This is a genomic window from Paenibacillus ottowii, from assembly GCF_006874425.1.
Taxonomy (GTDB): Bacteria; Bacillota; Bacilli; order Paenibacillales; family Paenibacillaceae; genus Paenibacillus; species Paenibacillus ottowii.
This window is the reverse complement of sequence record NZ_VIJZ01000007.1, coordinates 311,617-328,947: the sequence shown is the minus strand read 5'-3', so window position 1 is coordinate 328,947 and position 17,331 is coordinate 311,617. Positions and strand designations below refer to the sequence as shown.

General features: G+C 44.5%; 16 protein-coding genes and 1 rRNA gene. 8 read left to right on the top strand and 9 right to left on the bottom strand.

Annotated elements, in window-relative coordinates:
• The 4 genes from FKV70_RS18070 to FKV70_RS18055 form a co-directional block, all read right to left on the bottom strand.
• Nucleotides 1–145, bottom strand: a 16S ribosomal RNA gene (locus tag FKV70_RS18070); the annotation flags it as partial.
• A 431-nt stretch (nucleotides 146–576) separates the two neighbouring features.
• Nucleotides 577–1,947 carry an NCS2 family permease gene (locus FKV70_RS18065; protein ID WP_063211625.1) on the bottom strand — a complete coding sequence of 457 codons (1,371 nt, stop codon included), beginning with the start codon at nucleotides 1,945–1,947 and terminating at the stop codon, nucleotides 577–579.
• A 255-nt stretch (nucleotides 1,948–2,202) separates the two neighbouring features.
• Nucleotides 2,203–2,568 (bottom strand): MarR family winged helix-turn-helix transcriptional regulator, encoded by a 366-nt coding sequence (locus FKV70_RS18060; RefSeq protein WP_244310778.1) that lies wholly within the window; start codon nucleotides 2,566–2,568, stop codon nucleotides 2,203–2,205.
• Nucleotides 2,569–2,801: 233 nt separating this feature from the next.
• Nucleotides 2,802–3,647, bottom strand: coding sequence for a LysR family transcriptional regulator (locus tag FKV70_RS18055; protein ID WP_142613722.1), 846 nt, complete (start codon nucleotides 3,645–3,647; stop codon nucleotides 2,802–2,804).
• Between the two features lie 129 nt (nucleotides 3,648–3,776).
• Between FKV70_RS18055 and FKV70_RS18050 the strand changes: the two genes are divergently transcribed.
• Nucleotides 3,777–4,907 (top strand): Gfo/Idh/MocA family protein, encoded by a 1,131-nt coding sequence (locus FKV70_RS18050; protein ID WP_142613721.1) that lies wholly within the window; start codon nucleotides 3,777–3,779, stop codon nucleotides 4,905–4,907.
• A 91-nt stretch (nucleotides 4,908–4,998) separates the two neighbouring features.
• Here the strand turns inward: FKV70_RS18050 and guaA are convergent, their stop codons facing one another.
• Nucleotides 4,999–6,537, bottom strand: coding sequence for a glutamine-hydrolyzing GMP synthase (gene guaA, locus FKV70_RS18045; protein ID WP_063211617.1), 1,539 nt, complete (start codon nucleotides 6,535–6,537; stop codon nucleotides 4,999–5,001).
• 145 nt (nucleotides 6,538–6,682) lie between these two features.
• Here guaA and FKV70_RS18040 point away from each other — a divergent pair, with 145 nt between their 5' ends.
• From FKV70_RS18040 to FKV70_RS18015, 6 genes are all read left to right on the top strand, one after another.
• Nucleotides 6,683–7,339, top strand: coding sequence for a DedA family protein (locus FKV70_RS18040; RefSeq protein WP_063211615.1), 657 nt, complete (start codon nucleotides 6,683–6,685; stop codon nucleotides 7,337–7,339).
• Between the two features lie 245 nt (nucleotides 7,340–7,584).
• Nucleotides 7,585–9,126: a spore germination protein gene (locus tag FKV70_RS18035; protein ID WP_063211613.1), complete on the top strand. Its 1,542-nt coding sequence runs from the start codon at nucleotides 7,585–7,587 to the stop codon at nucleotides 9,124–9,126.
• Nucleotides 9,123–10,331: a Ger(x)C family spore germination protein gene (locus FKV70_RS18030; RefSeq protein WP_142613720.1), complete on the top strand. Its 1,209-nt coding sequence runs from the start codon at nucleotides 9,123–9,125 to the stop codon at nucleotides 10,329–10,331. Before FKV70_RS18035 ends, FKV70_RS18030 begins: the two co-directional genes overlap by 4 nt.
• Before the next feature lie 5 nt (nucleotides 10,332–10,336).
• Nucleotides 10,337–11,446 carry a GerAB/ArcD/ProY family transporter gene (locus FKV70_RS18025; protein WP_142613719.1) on the top strand — a complete coding sequence of 370 codons (1,110 nt, stop codon included), beginning with the start codon at nucleotides 10,337–10,339 and terminating at the stop codon, nucleotides 11,444–11,446.
• A gap of 30 nt (nucleotides 11,447–11,476) precedes the next feature.
• Nucleotides 11,477–11,713 carry a hypothetical protein gene (locus FKV70_RS18020; RefSeq protein ID WP_142613718.1) on the top strand — a complete coding sequence of 79 codons (237 nt, stop codon included), beginning with the start codon at nucleotides 11,477–11,479 and terminating at the stop codon, nucleotides 11,711–11,713.
• A 15-nt stretch (nucleotides 11,714–11,728) separates the two neighbouring features.
• Nucleotides 11,729–12,844: a GerAB/ArcD/ProY family transporter gene (locus FKV70_RS18015; protein WP_142613717.1), complete on the top strand. Its 1,116-nt coding sequence runs from the start codon at nucleotides 11,729–11,731 to the stop codon at nucleotides 12,842–12,844.
• A 62-nt stretch (nucleotides 12,845–12,906) separates the two neighbouring features.
• On the opposite strand, the gene bcp is transcribed toward FKV70_RS18015, so the two are convergent.
• The 4 genes from bcp to FKV70_RS17995 are packed head-to-tail and all read right to left on the bottom strand — an operon-like array spanning nucleotide 12,907 to nucleotide 16,042.
• Complete coding sequence (gene bcp, locus FKV70_RS18010) at nucleotides 12,907–13,383, bottom strand: thioredoxin-dependent thiol peroxidase (protein WP_142613716.1); 477 nt, start codon at nucleotides 13,381–13,383, stop codon at nucleotides 12,907–12,909.
• 38 nt (nucleotides 13,384–13,421) lie between these two features.
• The gene (locus FKV70_RS18005; protein ID WP_081276784.1) at nucleotides 13,422–14,210 is read right to left on the bottom strand and encodes an ABC transporter permease; all 789 of its coding nucleotides are present in this window, start codon (nucleotides 14,208–14,210) and stop codon (nucleotides 13,422–13,424) included.
• A gap of 4 nt (nucleotides 14,211–14,214) precedes the next feature.
• On the bottom strand, nucleotides 14,215–15,009 hold the full coding sequence (locus FKV70_RS18000; RefSeq protein ID WP_016819311.1) for an ABC transporter permease: 795 nt from the start codon (nucleotides 15,007–15,009) through the stop codon (nucleotides 14,215–14,217).
• Nucleotides 15,002–16,042 (bottom strand): ABC transporter ATP-binding protein, encoded by a 1,041-nt coding sequence (locus FKV70_RS17995; RefSeq protein ID WP_063211601.1) that lies wholly within the window; start codon nucleotides 16,040–16,042, stop codon nucleotides 15,002–15,004. Before FKV70_RS17995 ends, FKV70_RS18000 begins: the two co-directional genes overlap by 8 nt.
• Nucleotides 16,043–16,145: 103 nt before the next feature.
• Between FKV70_RS17995 and FKV70_RS17990 the strand changes: the two genes are divergently transcribed.
• The gene (locus tag FKV70_RS17990) at nucleotides 16,146–17,267 is read left to right on the top strand and encodes an LCP family protein (protein ID WP_142613715.1); all 1,122 of its coding nucleotides are present in this window, start codon (nucleotides 16,146–16,148) and stop codon (nucleotides 17,265–17,267) included.
• Nucleotides 17,268–17,331 lie beyond the last annotated feature (64 nt).

Genomic DNA, 17,331 nt, shown 5'->3' with positions numbered 1-17,331 from the left:
GTCTTGTGGGCAGGTTGCCTACGTGTTACTCACCCGTCCGCCGCTAGGTTACTTAGAAGCAAGCTTCTAAGTAACCCCGCTCGACTTGCATGTATTAGGCACGCCGCCAGCGTTCGTCCTGAGCCAGGATCAAACTCTCCATTAAAGACCAACCGAAGCTGGTTTATTGAAAGAGCGATTAGCTCATTTGAAACTGACGAGATAAAATATCTCATGTTTGATTTTGCGAACAAAATCAGTTTACTCACTCGTTGTTCAGTTTTCAAAGATCAAACTTTTTTTGAATCAGCTCATCGCCTCATCAACTCTTATATCATATCATGTCCGAACCAACTTTGCAAGCATTTTTTTGAATTCTTTTTTGAATCAATCGCTCACAACTATGTGTTTCTTGGCCGGAATTAGAATATACCATATTCATTTTTACTTTGCAAGCATTATTATATGAAATTTCTCAGCATATATTTGTTATTCGTTTCCCTTCATATATTATTTCTTTTGATTCTGCTCGTGATTAACTAAAAAAAGAACCTCCTTCCTTAAAACAACAGGAAAGAGATTCTTTTATCTACTGAATTATTCGGAACCCATAAAGGCAAAGCGGATCACTACAATAATAGCAAGCACCCACATAAGCCAGTGAATTTTAACTTTATTACTGGTAAACAGATTACTGAATCCCGCCAGCACAACGTAAGACAGGATACCAGCAGAGATACCATTCGCTATCCCACCTGTAAAAGGCATCAAAACGATGGTCAAGAATGCCGGGAATGCCAATAGGAAGTTATCCCATTCAATATTGCGAACCTGACTCATCATCAGCACACCAACGATTATCAGAGCCGGAGCAGTAGCTGCAGAAGGGACAACCAGAGCCAACGGAGCTATAAAGAGGGATAACAAGAACAACACGCCTGTCGTTACAGCAGTAAGACCTGTACGTCCACCTTCTTCTACCCCTGCGGAACTTTCTACAAATGCCGTAATTGTACTTGTACCCAACACTGCACCAGTACTTACACCAACAGCATCTACAAGCATCGCTTTACCGATAATTTTTTCGCCCTTTTTCTTATCTTTCATTATGCCTGCACGCGTCGCTGTACCCACCAACGTACCAAACGTATCAAACAGCTCTACAAATGTGAAGATAAAAATAATATCAAACAGACCGATATGCAAAGCTGCTTTCAGATCTAACTGCCCCACTGCCAAATTGCCGAAGTCTGGAATCCAGTGGCCTGTTGTCAAGCTGCTCAGATTCGTTACACCCATCGGAATACCGATTAATGTAGTCGCTACGATTCCAATCAGTAATGCACCTTTGACCCGAACGACCATCAGCGCTGCAATAATAAGCAACCCGATTAGCGCCAGCAGCGCATCTTTTTGATGTACCAGACTACCTAGAACCAAATTAAAGGCATGACCCGGAACCGGATGACCAACATCGGTCCCTGGAACGATACTCACCATAACCAGATTACAAAGCTTGAAGCCTACAATTGTGACAAACAAGCCGATACCAACTGTAATAGCTGTTTTTAAATTTTCCGGAACCGCAACAAGCAGCATCTGTCTTACCCGGGTAACGGTCAAAATTAGAAAGACGATACCGGATATAAATACAGCGCCAAGTGCCGCTTGCCAAGTAATCATCCCATTAGAACTCAAGACTACAGTCATAAAATAAGCATTCAAGCCCATGCCTGGTGCCATACCGATTGGTACATTTACAAACAAGCCCATCAGAATGGTAACTAAGCCTGCACCTACTGCTGTCGCAAAGAAAACAGCTTCACTAGGCATCCCCGCTCCAGTGGGTCCCAAAAAGGTATTGTTGACCACCAGAATATAAGCCATAGTCATAAAAGTAGTGATCCCCGCAATAAGCTCAGTGCGGACGTTCGTGCCATGTTCCTTTAATTTAAAGAAACGCTCCATGAGTCGTAATTCCTCCTACGCAAAGCATACTCGTATTGTTGTCGTTCAATTGCTGTAATATTCGCATTCATATACGCTGTATTACATCCGTTATTTTAGGCTCTCCCCTACGGCTTGTCAACAGAAAAAGCGAATGTTACAAATTAAACGCATATGTATTGTTCGGAAAATAGATAACCCGCAAGCTATTATCCAGCTGGCGGGTTATCATTTAGGATAATCAGATGCCTTTAAGATCATTTCTTTTTGCACACTTTACATATTCTTCACATTGCTAGACATACGCTGTAGTGCATTTGTTAAAGCCACAACTTCCTCATCGTCAAACTTAGAAAGGAACTTTTCTTGAAAGGCTTCTCTTTGCTCTGTCAAAACTTGCAGCTCTTGAATCCCTAATTCGGTTAAACGTATATAAGTCACACGCTTATCCTGCTCTTTTTTACTGCGTAAAATCAGACCTTCCTCTTCCAGCCTTTTCAGATGCCGGGTCACTGCTGCACCATCCAGAACGAGCAGATGTTGAAGCTCCAATTGACTTAGTTCCTGACGATGATTAACATGATACAAAATTTCAACCTTGGTGAAGCTAGTTTTTAACTGTGCTTCAAAAGCATTATTCATTTCTTTACACAAAAGATGCATGCGATAAAATAACTGGCTTTTTTCAGAGCAATGTTCGATGACTACTTCTCCTCCTCATGATACTTGACCTATCAATTGACGCTTCGAGCATTATACACTCTTACTGAGAATTAACAAGTCTTGTGCCTAATCTATATAAACGCTCTTAACATAAAAATACCTACGCTTAACAGGTAACGTGAGCATTTCTGAGTTTTTACTCTCCTACTCTATTAAATCGTATTATTGATTTCGATAAATTTATGTTCAATTGCTGTCATTTTATGATTTGGACGGGATATTAAATATGTATCCATGCAGCCAAAATTTGAAGGAACGGGTAAATAGGACGATACTTTAAACTGCCTCGCCAGCTTTTTAGACATAAGGGTGATTCCCATTCCCATCAGAGCAAACTCCACCATCGTATCGAATATTCCAACCTCGACAACCTCGCCATGGGTCAATTGCATGTCCTGATACATCTTCTCTAAATGCGTGAGGTACAGGCAGCTATCCGACAATATGATAATAGAAGCTCCTTGCAGCACCTGTTGGAGATCCGAGCCTTCGTGTATACCTTTCCCCACCAGCACCAGCTCTTCACGACATATTTTTTGATAATGAATATATGGGTTGGTAGGATATCCTGTAACAAAAGCAATATCAAGCTCGCCGTCGAGGATGAATTGCTCCATTTCCGTGGTGGTTCCCGTTTTTAATGTCACCGAAGCCTGCGGGTACATCTCGTACACCTTCGTTAGTGCCCTTGTTGTTCCGCCTGCTACAATGGACTGCATCGTGCCGATGCGCAGTTTTTCCTCGTGGGGTCTCATTTTCATTTCTGTGTCTTGCCACAGCGTTAAAATTTGCTTGTACTGAGCATATAAAATTTCTCCGGCGGGTGTCAGTTCCATACCACGAGGCTTTCGGTAAAATAGCGCTGTGCCATAGTAGGTCTCCAGCTTCTTTATTTTAGCCGTCATATTCGATTGCAGATGATTCAGCTTTTGGGCAGCTTCTGTTAAACTTCTAAGCTCCGCTACTGAAACGAATGCCTGCATATTTTGAATATCCACATCTTTACCTCCCATCAAAAAAAATGATATCAACATCATTAACAAACATTATTCTTTATGAGTTAAGTGTATTATATTGGCCTTGAGCGCTATTTTCTACCCACATTTTAAAATCAGGAGGGATGGCACATGGTTAAGCAGAAGATTCGTGCAGGTATCATAGGAGGTTCAATGAATAATAAATGGGCCAGCCAAACGCATATTCCGGCTTTACTCAAACACCCGGACTTGGATATCACAGCCATCGGCACTTCCCGTATGGACAGTGCACGCAAAAGTGCAGAGGATGTGGGGGCGCCATTGGCTTTTGACGATGCCAAAAAGCTCGCAGCTTCCGAGGATGTGGATATGGTCGTGGTGAGCATAAAAGTTCCCCATCATCACGAGGCCGTAATAGCGGCTATCCAAGAGGGAAAGCATATTTTCTGTGAGTGGCCTCTGGGGGCCAACACTGCGGAAGCTGCTGAAATGACTAGAGCAGCGGAACTGGCGGGCATTCATCATACCGTTGGCTTGCAGGCTCGGCAGGATTTTGAGGTGCAGACGATGAAGAGGCTGGTCGAGGACGGGATAATTGGTGAAATTGTATCCTGTCATATGCAAGTAGCTACTTCTGGCAAAGGAGGACGAACAGATCAGGATACGGCTTACTTGCTCAATAGAGCCAGTGGTGCCAACCTGCTGACCATTAACGGGGGGCATGCTCTAGACGCGCTGCAATACATCGTTGGTGAATTCCGCGAACTGTCGGCTATCACATCTTCCCGTTATAACGAAGCCATGATTCAGGAAACGGGTGAAATCATTTCCAAGGATACAGCAGATCAAATTCTGATTCACGGATTGCTGGAAAAAGGAATTCCTGTATCAGTTCACATTCAGGGTGGAGTGAATTCTAAGTTTGAGCTAGAGATTCAGGGAAAAAAGGGCATTTTACGTTTGAGCCAAAATCCTTCGCTTGGACATGTTCAATTTGGGAACCTGACGCTTGAAAAACTTGTATATGATCAGGGAAATCATCAAAGTCATGTGCTTAATGGCTTTTTTGAAACAATATACATAGCAGCTGAGCCTGATGCCGGCCTGGATTTCCCCAAAGAAGGGGTAACTGTAAATGTAGCCAAGGCTCATGACGTATTTGCCAGCGATATTTTGACGGGCACCCGTCTTGCCCCCGATTTCAATCATGCACTACAGCTGCATCAGCTACTGGACCGTATTGAAGAATCGGCCGCAACCGGGAAAAAGATTGTATGGTAAGGTAGAGTTGTAAAAAAAGAACCTTTCAACACCACTATTGATGTGGTGAATTGAAAGGTTCTTCATCTTTATCATATTAGTCGTTAAAATCCTACTCCCACTCGATTGTTGCTGGTGGTTTGGAAGTGATATCGTACACGATGCGGTTGACGTTGTCCACTTCGTTGACGATCCGAACGGAGATTTTCTCCAATACATCCCAAGGGATACGTGCCCAGTCAGCGGTCATACCGTCGATTGAGGTTACTGCACGGATACCTACCGTGTAGGAATACGTACGAGCATCACCCATAACGCCAACGCTCTTCATATTCGGCAGAGCGGTGAAGTATTGCCAAATTTCCCGATCCAGACCCGCTTTGGCAATCTCCTCGCGCAAAATATAGTCAGAATCACGGACAATCTTGAGCTTGTCCTCTGTCACTTCGCCCAATACACGAATGGCAAGACCCGGGCCCGGGAATGGCTGACGCCATACAATTTCGGCCGGAAGTCCACATTCTTCACCGACTTTACGCACTTCGTCCTTGAACAACGCATTTAGTGGCTCGATCAGTTTGAACTTCATGTCTTCTGGTAAACCGCCCACGTTATGGTGCGATTTGATAGTTTGCGCCGTTGCTGTTCCGCTCTCTACAATATCTGTATACAACGTGCCTTGTGCCAGGAAGTCAAAATCATCGAATTTAGCTGATTCTTCTTCAAAAACGTAAATAAATTCGTTACCGATGATTTTACGTTTTTGTTCCGGATCATCCACTCCTGCCAGTTTGGAGAGGAAACGCTCACGTGCATCAATTTTAACAACCTTCATATCGAATTTACCAACGAATGTCTCCATTACACTTTCGGCTTCACCTTTACGCAGCAGGCCGTGATCAATGAACATACACGTCAGTTGGTCACCGATCGCTTTGTGAATAAGCATAGCCACAACGGAGGAATCCACGCCGCCACTTAGAGCGCACAGTACTTTCTTGTCGCCTACCTGCTGACGAATTTCACGGATTTGCTCTTCAATGAACGATTCCATCGTCCAGTTGCCTTCACAACCACACACTTCATACAGGAAGTTGTTAATCATCTCATTACCTTGAACAGAATGCCGTACCTCTGGATGGAATTGTACCGCATACAGATTCCGCTCCAGATTACTCATTGCGGCAATCGGGGCACTCTCTGTTCCTGCATCCAGTGTAAAGCCGGTTGGCAGATCTGTAACGTGGTCGCCATGGCTCATCCATACGGTTTGACGAGAATCCAGTCCTTTAGTCAACCGAGCGCCCTCATTGAATTGCACGTCTGCTTTACCATATTCACGCTTGCCCGCACGTTCTACCTTACCATCCAGTTGGTGGGCCATTAGCTGCATACCATAACAAATACCAAAGATAGGGATGCCAAGATCATAAATTGCCCGATCCACCTGAGGAGCATTGTCTGTATATACGCTGGAAGGTCCACCTGAGAAAACAATCCCTTTCGGCGCCAGCTCTCTCAGCTTCTCCGCAGGCGTATTGTATGGAAGGAGCTCGCTATATACGCCGAGATCCCGAATTCTTCTTGCAATTAACTGGTTGTATTGTCCTCCAAAATCAAGAACTACAACGATTTCATTAGGCTTATTCATTACCGTGCCTCCCTCAATTGTTCGTTTCATTATACGCAACGACAAAACAACACGTCAAGAAATCAACCATAGTTGAGTGGTCATGAAAAGATTGATAAAATAAATTGATTCTAAATTACTTAATCTGCCCGTAGGAGTGTACATGATGGATGTGCTGAAATGGATCGCGCAATTGTTCGAAGAATATGGATATGGCGTCCTTTTTTTCGGCTTGTTACTGGAGTTTATTGCTTTGCCTTTTCCCGGGGAAACCACGATGGCTTATGCGGGATATCTCTCCTATGCCGGTACTCTGGATTTCGGCAATCTAGTGCTGCTAGCTTTTTTGGGCACAACCATCGGTATGACCTTTACCTACTTTATTGGAAAATGGGCTGGACTCCCCTTTATTCAGAAATACGGCAAATGGGTTTTGCTATCGCCGGACAAGCTTCAGAAAACACAAAAATGGTTTCAACGTTATGGATACTGGCTTATTTTCCTTGGATATTTCATCCCAGGTGTCCGGCATTTTACTGGCTATTTTGCTGGAATTATCGCTCTTTCTTTCCGTAAATTTGTCTTGTATGCTTACAGCGGTGCTTTATTCTGGGTCATCCTCTTTCTAAGCATCGGCAAGCTGTTTGGTCCGCAGTGGGATGCCATTTTCCATCTGGTAGAACTGTATGCGTTACGAATCGCGGCTGCCGTAGGATTCATCATCCTGCTGTATTTTATATATCGGTGGAGGAGCTTTCTGTTTGGAACGCTATACAAATCTAAAAAATCGGTAAAAACCAGCAACAAGGATGACATGGAATAGTTTTGCATAATATACCGAAATCACGAAAGATATTACTATACTCCCCCGCTCCTTGAGCCGCCCCATATTCACGGCTTCATTATTTGAGCGCTTCCCCTACTCCAAACATAACAATCTGATGATATCTTGACTCTACGTCGTCAGCATACCCAACAATGGACCCTGTAAATACAATGGGTCAAGCATAAATTCATATTTTCAGAGCATACTAAGCCAACAAACTCCAATATCGGAGGATTTTACGTATGCCGAATCTGAATAAAAGTTGTCCACTAACTCATGTATCCTCTAACTTGGAAGATAACGTGAATCATATCGAGAGCTCCTTTGGGAACAGCGGAGATGTAATCATTAAAGAGCTATTATGGATGCAAAAATGGCCGGCAGCTCTGTTTTATATCGATGGTCTGGTCAACACTCAATTACTTCATGATTCCGTTCTGCGTTCATTAATGCGGGTAAACGAACATCATGTACCTGAGGGCATAGAACCATTTAATTATTTGAAGGATCAAGTTTTAATTGCGGGGCATTCAGGTAGTGTGGACGAAATGGACGCTCTATTCAACCGGATGCTATCCGGCGGTATTATCATTTTGCTGGATGGATACACAAAAGGCATATGGATTGATGCGGTCGGTTGGGAGGATCGCAATGTCAGCGAACCCCAGTCCCAGACGGTTGTACGGGGTCCCATGGAGGGGTTTACTGAAAATTTACGTACCAATACAGCTCTACTTCGTAGACGAATCCGTGATCCGCGGCTGTGGATGGAAACAAGACAGATCGGTCAAGTGACTCATACCAATGTGTCTGTAATGTATATCAAAGGAATTGCTGACGAAGAAGTTATTCAGGAACTGAGAGATCGTTTGGACCGAATTGATATTGACGGAATCCTGGAAGGGGGTTACATCGAAGAGGAAATTCAGGATGAAACCTTCACCCCATTTCCGACCATTTATAACAGCGAGCGTCCGGATTCAGTCGCTGCCAGCCTGCTGGAAGGCCGAATTGCTATATTGGTGGATGGAACTCCCTTTGTTTTGTTAATACCTGCGTTGTTCGTTCAATTTTTCCAGTCGGCCGAGGATTATTACCAGCGTGCTGACATCAGTACTTTGCTGCGTTTGCTGCGATTCTTTTCCTTTTTTATCGCCATGCTTGCACCCGCAGTTTATATCGCGATAACTACCTTTCATCAAGAGATGCTTCCGACAAACCTTTTGATCAGTCTTGCCGCACAAAGGGAAGGCGTACCGTTCCCGGCATTTGTCGAGGCGATGCTTATGGAGATTACTTATGAAATTTTGCGTGAAGCAGGGGTGCGAATTCCCAAGACCGTCGGACAGGCTGTCTCGATTGTAGGTACACTGGTCATTGGACAAGCAGCTGTAGATGCAGGAGTAGTCTCAGCGGCTATGGTCATTGTTGTGTCGATCACAGCGATCTCTAGCTATGTTATTCCAGAAAACGGTTTGTCGATAGCGGTTCGTATTGTACGCTTCGCCTTAATGATGCTAGCGGCAGCCTTCGGACTTCTTGGAATATTGATGGGGATCATTGTACTTTTGCTGCACTTAACCAGTCTGCGATCATTTGGTGTCTCTTATATGAGTCCATTCGGCCCATATGTGGAAAGCGATTTGAAAGATACGCTGTTTCGCCTACCTTGGTCTTATATGAAGTCACGACCTCAATCCACCCCTATCCAAAATACGATCCGCCAAAAAACAAAAAAAAGACGGATTGGCAATAAACCAAAAGCCAGAAGGGATCAACCATGAAGCAGACCATACATTTGCTCTTCGTCTGGGGGCTGATTGCAGTACTATTGGGTGGATGCTGGGATCGAAAAGAATTAAACGAGTTGGGCATCGCTATCGGGATCGGGGTGGATATGGAAGGAAACCAGTATCAGGTGACTGCACAGGTGGTGATTCCTTCTGCAGTAGCCTCCAAATCCTCACCTAGCTCCGGCTCGCCGGTTGTTACTTATCAGGCTACTGCGCCCACGATTCAAGAGGCTATTCAAAAAATGACGGATACAAGCCCGCGATCCATCTATTTATCTCATATTCGAATGCTGATTTTAGGTGAGGAGTATGCGCGAAGAGGAATTTCCGATGCGATTGAAACCTTAATGCGAGAGCCTTTTACCAGAAGCGACTTTTATATTGCGATAGCCAAAAATAACAAGGCCTCTACGATGTTAAAGATCCCCACTCCACTGGAAAAGTTGCCGGCCAATAAAATGTTTGCTTCATTGGATACCTTAACTAAAACATGGGCTCCGGCCACCAAAGTAACCATGGATCAACTGCTTAGCGACTTGGCTAATCCTGACATCCAGTCCACCCTGCCCGCATTGGAAGCTGTGGGAGATATAGAATCGTCCAATGAAAAGGGTGTAGATGCCACCAAAAGCATATCTCCTGGCACCATATTAAGGTTCTCTGGTATTGGTGTCTTAAAAAAAGACCGCTTGCTGGGCTGGATCAATGATCAAGACAGCAAAGGGTTCAATTATATCCGGAATAAGGTAGTTTCTACTACGGGACACGCCGACTGTCAAGGAGGGGGGGACATTGCCTTATTAACCTTAAGCAGCGACACCCAAAAAAAGGTGCTTATTCGCGATGGAGAGCCTGTTATCTCCATATCAGTTACTAACAACAGCACAGTACGAGAGGTTAACTGCCAGCATATGAAGTTAAGTAGTATGGCGGATATTAAAGAAATCGAAGCTGCAAGCAATGAAAAAATCATTGAAATTATGAAACATTCCGTAGAGACCGTTCGGAATGAGTTTAAATCAGACATTTTTGGCTTTGGTCAGCTGATCCACCAGTCCAAACCAGAGCTGTGGAAAAGACTAAAAGAACAAAAAGAAAATCCTTTTATGGATTTAAAGATTGAATATAAGGCAAAAACCAGGATCCGGAAAATTGGTTCTTTGTTAGAATCATTCCAAAAACGAATGAAGGAGTGAGCTTGATGGAGGAGAAAGGGCGTATTAGCATTACAAATATAGCCATACTCGTATTTTTGAGTATTATCGGAGACTGTGTACTGGTGTATCCCTCCCTCATTACAGGCATATCCAAGCAGGATGCCTGGATCAGCTCATTCCTAAGCATCCCTGCAGGACTGGCTTTACTATTGCTACTCCTGCGGGTGCATCAGCTATATCCTGATCTCACCTTTATTCAACTCAGTCAGCGAATTTTGGGTCCGTGGTTTGGCGCTCTCATCTCCATATGGTATCTGTTCCATTTATTAATGAATTCAGCGATTTATTTAAGAGAAGCCGGAGATTTTATGAACAACCAGACCTATGTGATGACGCCCCTTCCCGTTATCAATTTACTCTTAGTTCTTGTGCTTATGTGGGGCATGTATATGGGGCTGGAGCCTATTGCACGTACGGCTCAACTCATGTTTCCATTATGCCTGGCTTTCACTTTGTTTTTAATCCTGTGCCTGCTTCCCCAATGTGACAGTCAGCAGCTTAAGCCTGTAATGGAGCAGGATATTCCTAAGATTATAGAAGGCGGCATTTTTGCATTGTCCTATCCATTCGGAGAATTAGCCTTTTTACTCATGATTTTTCCTTATGTGAACAAACAACCAGGTCTAAAAAAATCCGTTTTACTATCCGGACTGGCTGCAAGCGTTCTGTTAAGTGTACTGCTCCTGGTTTCTCTCCTGGTTTTAGGCCCTTTTGTAACTGAAAATAGTGTGTACACCTCTTATACGCTATCAAAGAAAATCAATATAGGGAATTTCTTGCAGAGAATTGAATCCATGATGAGTACTGCCTGGATTATCACCACTTTTGTTAAAACTATTTTACACTTCTATGCCTTTACCTTAGGAATCACCCAGCTACTGCGATTACATAATGTCCGGACCTTTCTTGGGCCAAGCTTCATGATCCTGTTCGGCATGATTATGGTGTCGGCACCCAATATTACTTACTATCTGGACACGATCATCCATGCCTGGATTTATTGGGATCTGACGGATTCCATTGTTCTTCCTTTGCTGCTGCTTGTCGTATACAAGTTAAGATCGAAAAGCAATCATAGTCTGGGACCTGGTTGAGCCTCACCCATAAAGGAAGGAGCATTTGACATGCTGATTACCATTGTCATTATCTGTATCGGTCTGGCCATTGCCGCCAAGGATTTGCCAGGCTTGTACCGAAAACATCTCTTTAAGGATATGTTCGTGTACATCATTATGCTCGGATTAGGCACATGGCTTAGTATTCTTGCTGCCAAATTAGAGGTAACACCAAGCCCGCTAATCTTGATTGAAATTATCTATAACCCTGTTAATGCTTTTGTGTCCCGTGTATTTGGTTTTTAGAAAGGAGACAGCCACATGTTAAAAAAAGCACGTATTAGCGTTCGACAAGTGACTGTTCTAATGTTCCTGAGTTTAATTGGGGATATGCTCTTAATCTATCCGACTATGATTACGCATATTGCTCACCAGGATGCCTGGATCAGCTCTATACTGTCCATCCCGCTGGGCTTAATTATCATATACGTGCTCCTTCGCCTTCATGAACTCTACCCAAGTCTTACACTAATAGAAGCCACCCGCAAAATTTTGGGACCTGTCTTCGGATCTATCGTTTCTTGCTGGTATCTGTTTTATTTCTTTATGAGTACTGCCCTGAATGCGAGAGAGGTAGGGGATTATCTGACTACACAGATATTTGAGAGCACTCCTTTGCGCGTTCTACTGGCGATGGAAGTTTTGATGCTTGTGCTTGCTGCATTAGCGGGAATTGAAGCCTTTAGTCGGGTTAGCGAGATTTTGATACCTGTGTATGTATTCATTTTTAGTGGCTTGATCCTGGCGCTGCTACCACAAATTCACCTTTCTAATGTACGTCCTGTTTTGGAAAACGGGCTCGCTCCTGTTGCTAAAGGGATGGTTCCAGGCGCGGCAATGCCTTTTGCCGGAATGTCTATCATGCTTATGGTTTTCCCTTTTGTCAACAAAAAAGGTCATTTTAAAAGGGATATGCTGCTCGCATCGCTTCTAGGCGGAGTACTGATCAGCCTCTTTCTGCTGCTCTCCCTGCTTGTCATCGGACCCTTCGTGACCAACTACAGTCCATACATTTCTTCTGCACTTTCAACCAAAATTAATGAGCTGAATTATATTACACGCATTGAATCACTGGTTGCTTTGCTCTGGGCACTAGTCGCTTTTTTTAAGGGAGTCATTTTCTTCTTTGCCTTTACTTTCGGTATAACCCAGTTGTTCCGAATTTCTAATGTCCAACCTTTTATTATACCTGCGGGGGCGCTTGTGTTTGGAATGACCATTTTGATAACCCCCAATGTGTTTTATTATGTAAGAACTCTTGTTTATCCCATGGCTGCCTGGCATTATACGAACGGCTTGATTATTCCGCTTCTTTTGTGGACTGTTTACCTCTGTCGGCAAAAGTGGAAACATCGACAAAACACCTCTAAAAAATAAAAAAACCTTTTGAAACCGATGCTTAAAAAAGCAGCACTCGATTCCAAAAGGTTTTTCTTTACTTACGCCATGGCCTGAATGTATGCCAGCGCGGCATCAATATGCCCTTTTACCCTTAAACCACGCCATTCATGAACTAAAATGCCATTCTCGTCAATAAGGAACGTAGAGCGAACAATGCCCATGTACTGCTTGCCATACATCTGTTTTTGCTGCCATACACCATAGGTTTCAGCCACCTGATGCTCTTCATCAGATAACAGCTGAAAAGGCAGACCGTACTTGGCAATAAACTTGTCATGCTGCTTGAGTGGATCGGGGCTTACACCCAGAATCACTGTGTTCAAGCCTTCAAACTCCGAGTGTTTATCCCGAAAGTCGCAAGCCTGGGTCGAGCAGCTAGAGGTCAAATCCTTAGGATAAAAATACAACAATACCCTGCTGCCTCGATAATCCGATAGCTTGACGCTCGTTCCTTTACTGCCAGGTAATTCAAAGTCTGGTGCCGCTTGTCCAATAACGATCGGTGCCGTGGACATTTTATCATCTCCTATCTTGTAGGGGTCTTATATAAGCCCTATGAGCCAGCCCCCCGGTAACGCCGAATTCCCCAGTTCCACACCAGTAAGCCCAATGTCAGAAAGACAATGCCTACCACCGGAGTTAAAAGTGCCATATGGCGCATGTCCTCTCGTTGAAGAAACAGGGAGGCCGGATATACGCCAACAAAGGCAAATGGCAGTATCCAAGTCAACACAACCTGAATGGCGCGGTTATAGATCGTCACTGGATAACGTCCGTAGCCCTGGATATTGTACATGAGCGGAATAATCCCCGTAGGCGCATCTGAAAAGAATGAAAGGGAAGTTAATATGGTGTAAATCCCTGTATAAATCGCCACGGCACTTAGACTCAAAACGATTAGCGCTGGTACGAACCACCACTCCATAGCCAAATCCATCTGTGCCCCGCTGATGCCCATAATAATCAGACCGATCACTGAGCCGACTAGTGCGGGCGGGTCCACGTTCTCAAGGAAAATCTGGAACAGATTATACGCAGGACGAGTCATTACCCGGTCGAGTTCACCTTTTACAATATAACGCTCACTGAAGTTCCAAAGGTTGACGAAACAACTGAATAACCCGTAAGGAACCATAAAAAATCCATACACGAACACGACTTCACTTTCACTCCAGCCACCCAAGCTGTTCGTATGCATAAAAATAACCAAAATAAAAATAAGATTCGTGGCCTGAAAGAGCAGATCCGAAATGACTTCTACCCAAAAATCGGCACGGTAGGTGAGCCGTGACTTCATGTAATTTTTCAAATATTCGCTAATGAGACCCAAATAGTACATCATCGGCTTACCCTCCCTGCACGAACAGACGTCTGCGCGCCAGCCGCCAAATGATGATCATCGGCACGAGCAGAACGACCAGCCAAATGATTTGGATACCTAGCACATTCCAGATGCCAACGCCTTTTACACGTCCCGTAAATACAGAGCCTGGCAAATAAGTAATTGCCTGAAAAGGCATCCATTGGGAGATTGTCGCCAGCCAGCCCGGGAACAAACTGATTGGCAGGATCAACCCTGAGAACAGGTCTACGACTACGCGCTTCATGCGCATCATGCCCTCGTTATTTTCAATAAAAAAGGCCGTCAATCCAGTAATAATATTAATCTGAGTATTGATTAGAAAGCTGAAGAACAGCATAACCAGAAAACCAATCCAGGCTACCGGGTCACTAGGGAGCTTCACGGGAAACAGCAGCATCGCAATCGCCATGCCTGGAATCATAAACAAGAGGAAACGAAACATCCCCTCGCCGAGCCCCTGCATAAATTTAACAAGCACATAGTTATAAGGCCGGATCATCTGAATAGCAATGCTTCCATCCCGAATATCCGTCGATATTTCGCGATCCAGATTGTTAAAATAAAAGGCTCGTGCCATCCACGATACGGCTACATAGGTCGTCATCTGAGCAGCAGTAAAGCCTCCAATGCTACCCGCATCGCCATATATCGCTTTGTATGTGAAATAATACACGCCGATATTCATGGAATAAATAAGTATGCCTGAATAATAGTTTACCCGATAAGCAAGCATGGTGAGAAATCGGATACGAATAAAATCGGTATATACGCTAAGCATGAACTTTGGCCTCCACTATCGGATTGCCCTGGCGTTCTGCCGAGCCAGACTGATAGATGCTGCGGACGATATCATCCGTGTTGGTTTCAATGATTTTGATATCCGTAATGTCCGTGCGACCAACTACACTAGCCAGCACATCTGATACGTTAATATGAAGAGGAATCCACACCTTGGCCGCCAAATCGTTATCCATAGTCCACGTCAGCGGCATATCAGCCGTCCATGCCTGCAATTGCTCCAGCTGTGTCGTCGTACCAAATTGAAACCTTACTTCTCGGCCTGTCCCCCAACGATCCTTGAGCTCATCCAGTCCACCATCATAAATGATATTCCCATCATCCAACATAATGACGCGCGAGCACAGCGCTTCAATATCCTGCAAATCATGGGTCGTCAGCAAAATAGTGGTCCCGTGTTCCCGGTTCATGTCCTTCAAAAACTCGCGTATTTCAGACTTCACCATGATATCAAGTCCAATGGTCGGCTCGTCCAGAAAAACAATGGATGGATTGTGCAGCAAAGCAGCTACCAACTCACAACGCATCCGTTGTCCAAGGCTAAGCTTGCGCACCGGACGGCTTAACAAATCCTGCAATTGCAGCCTTTCTACCAGCTCATCCAGCCTACGTTTGAAGTCTGTAGCCGGAACCTGATATACTTTGCGCAGCAGTTGAAAAGATTCGATCACGCCGATGTCCCACCAAAGCTGGCTGCGCTGACCAAAAACAACGCCAATGTTACCTACAAATTTCTCGCGATCCTCATAAGGGACATAGCCCCCGACCTTGAGATGTCCCGATGTTGGCACCAGAATACCTGTCAACATCTTAATCGTGGTGGACTTTCCGGCCCCGTTCTCACCAATATAACCGCATATTTCCCCTTGCGGAATACGGAAAGATATATCTTTGACCGCAGCCACCTCGTTGTATTCGCGGGCGAATAAATCAAGGAAGGCGCCTTTTAAGCCCTCGCGGTTTTTTTGAACCTTAAATGTTTTGCGCAGATCCTGCACATCAATTGCTAGCATGCTATACCTCTCAATCAGGATTTATAAAATCCATAGTTAAATTGATTGTGCTCCAAAAAGAAATTATAATGTAATGAACTGAAAAGCGAAAGGGAGAGCATCCATGACAAGCAGAACCAAAAAGACGATATGGTCGGTTCTAGCCGTGGTAATCGTCGCGATTGTCGGCTTTGCCGTGTACTATTTTACATCTATTTATAATCAGCTGGAAAATCTGCATAAAGAGGGTGCTAACTCCCCCTTCAAAAATGTAAAGCAGGTCGATCAGGTTCGTACGCCAGAACCGCCCAAGTGGGAAGGTACCGATATGGTCAACATTTTGCTGATGGGTGTCGATGGCCGTGGCATCCAGAAAGGGGAAGTCCCACGATCGGACAGCATGATGGTTGTATCGCTGGACCCTGTGAAGAAAAAAATCCACTTGTTCTCTATTTTGCGTGATACGTACGTGGATATTCCCGGCTACGGAAAAAATCGGATCAACACTGCCATTACTCATGGACCCAACACGGCGATGAAGACAGCCGGTGATCTGCTCGGCATCCCGGTGCAATATTATGTATATACCGATTTCCAGGGCTTTATTAAACTGGTGGACGCTATAGGCGGCATTGATTTTGAAGTGGAAAAGGATATGCATTATACAAGTAATGCGGATAAGCACGAATACGATATTGATTTGAAAAAAGGGTTACAGCATCTGGACGGCAAGACGGCGCTTCAATATGTACGGTTCCGCCACGATGCTATGTCTGACTTTTCCCGTTCCGGACGGCAACGGGCATTTTTGGAGGCTGTAGCTCAGAAAATGCAGACTACAACTTCCATCGCTAATCTACCCAATATTTTAGAGCAGGTTAACCCGTACATTGATACAAATCTCAGTGTGAACGATATGTGGAAGCTGGCGAATGTGGGGTACCAAAGCAGCTTTGCAGGCAGCGAACAGGTTCCATCGATGAAGCTGCTTGGCGAAGAAAATGTGGGCGGCGCGGAAGTACTTACCGTCCGCGATCCCGAAAAATTGAAGTCGTATGTGCAAGATATATTTAACAATCCTCCTGTGCAGACACAGGAACAAAACAAGGACCAGACCGAAACGAAGCAGCCGGATAGTGCATCGTCTTCCAAGACGGATAAAGCTTCCTTTACCGGGGGCAATAAAACCACTACTGAAGATGCTTCCACACAATCAACAACAAAGACAAGACAAAAAGAGCTATAATGATGTATGCAGGGGCAGCCGTGAACGCTGCCCTTTGGCGTGTGTATACCCTATTTTAATGAAC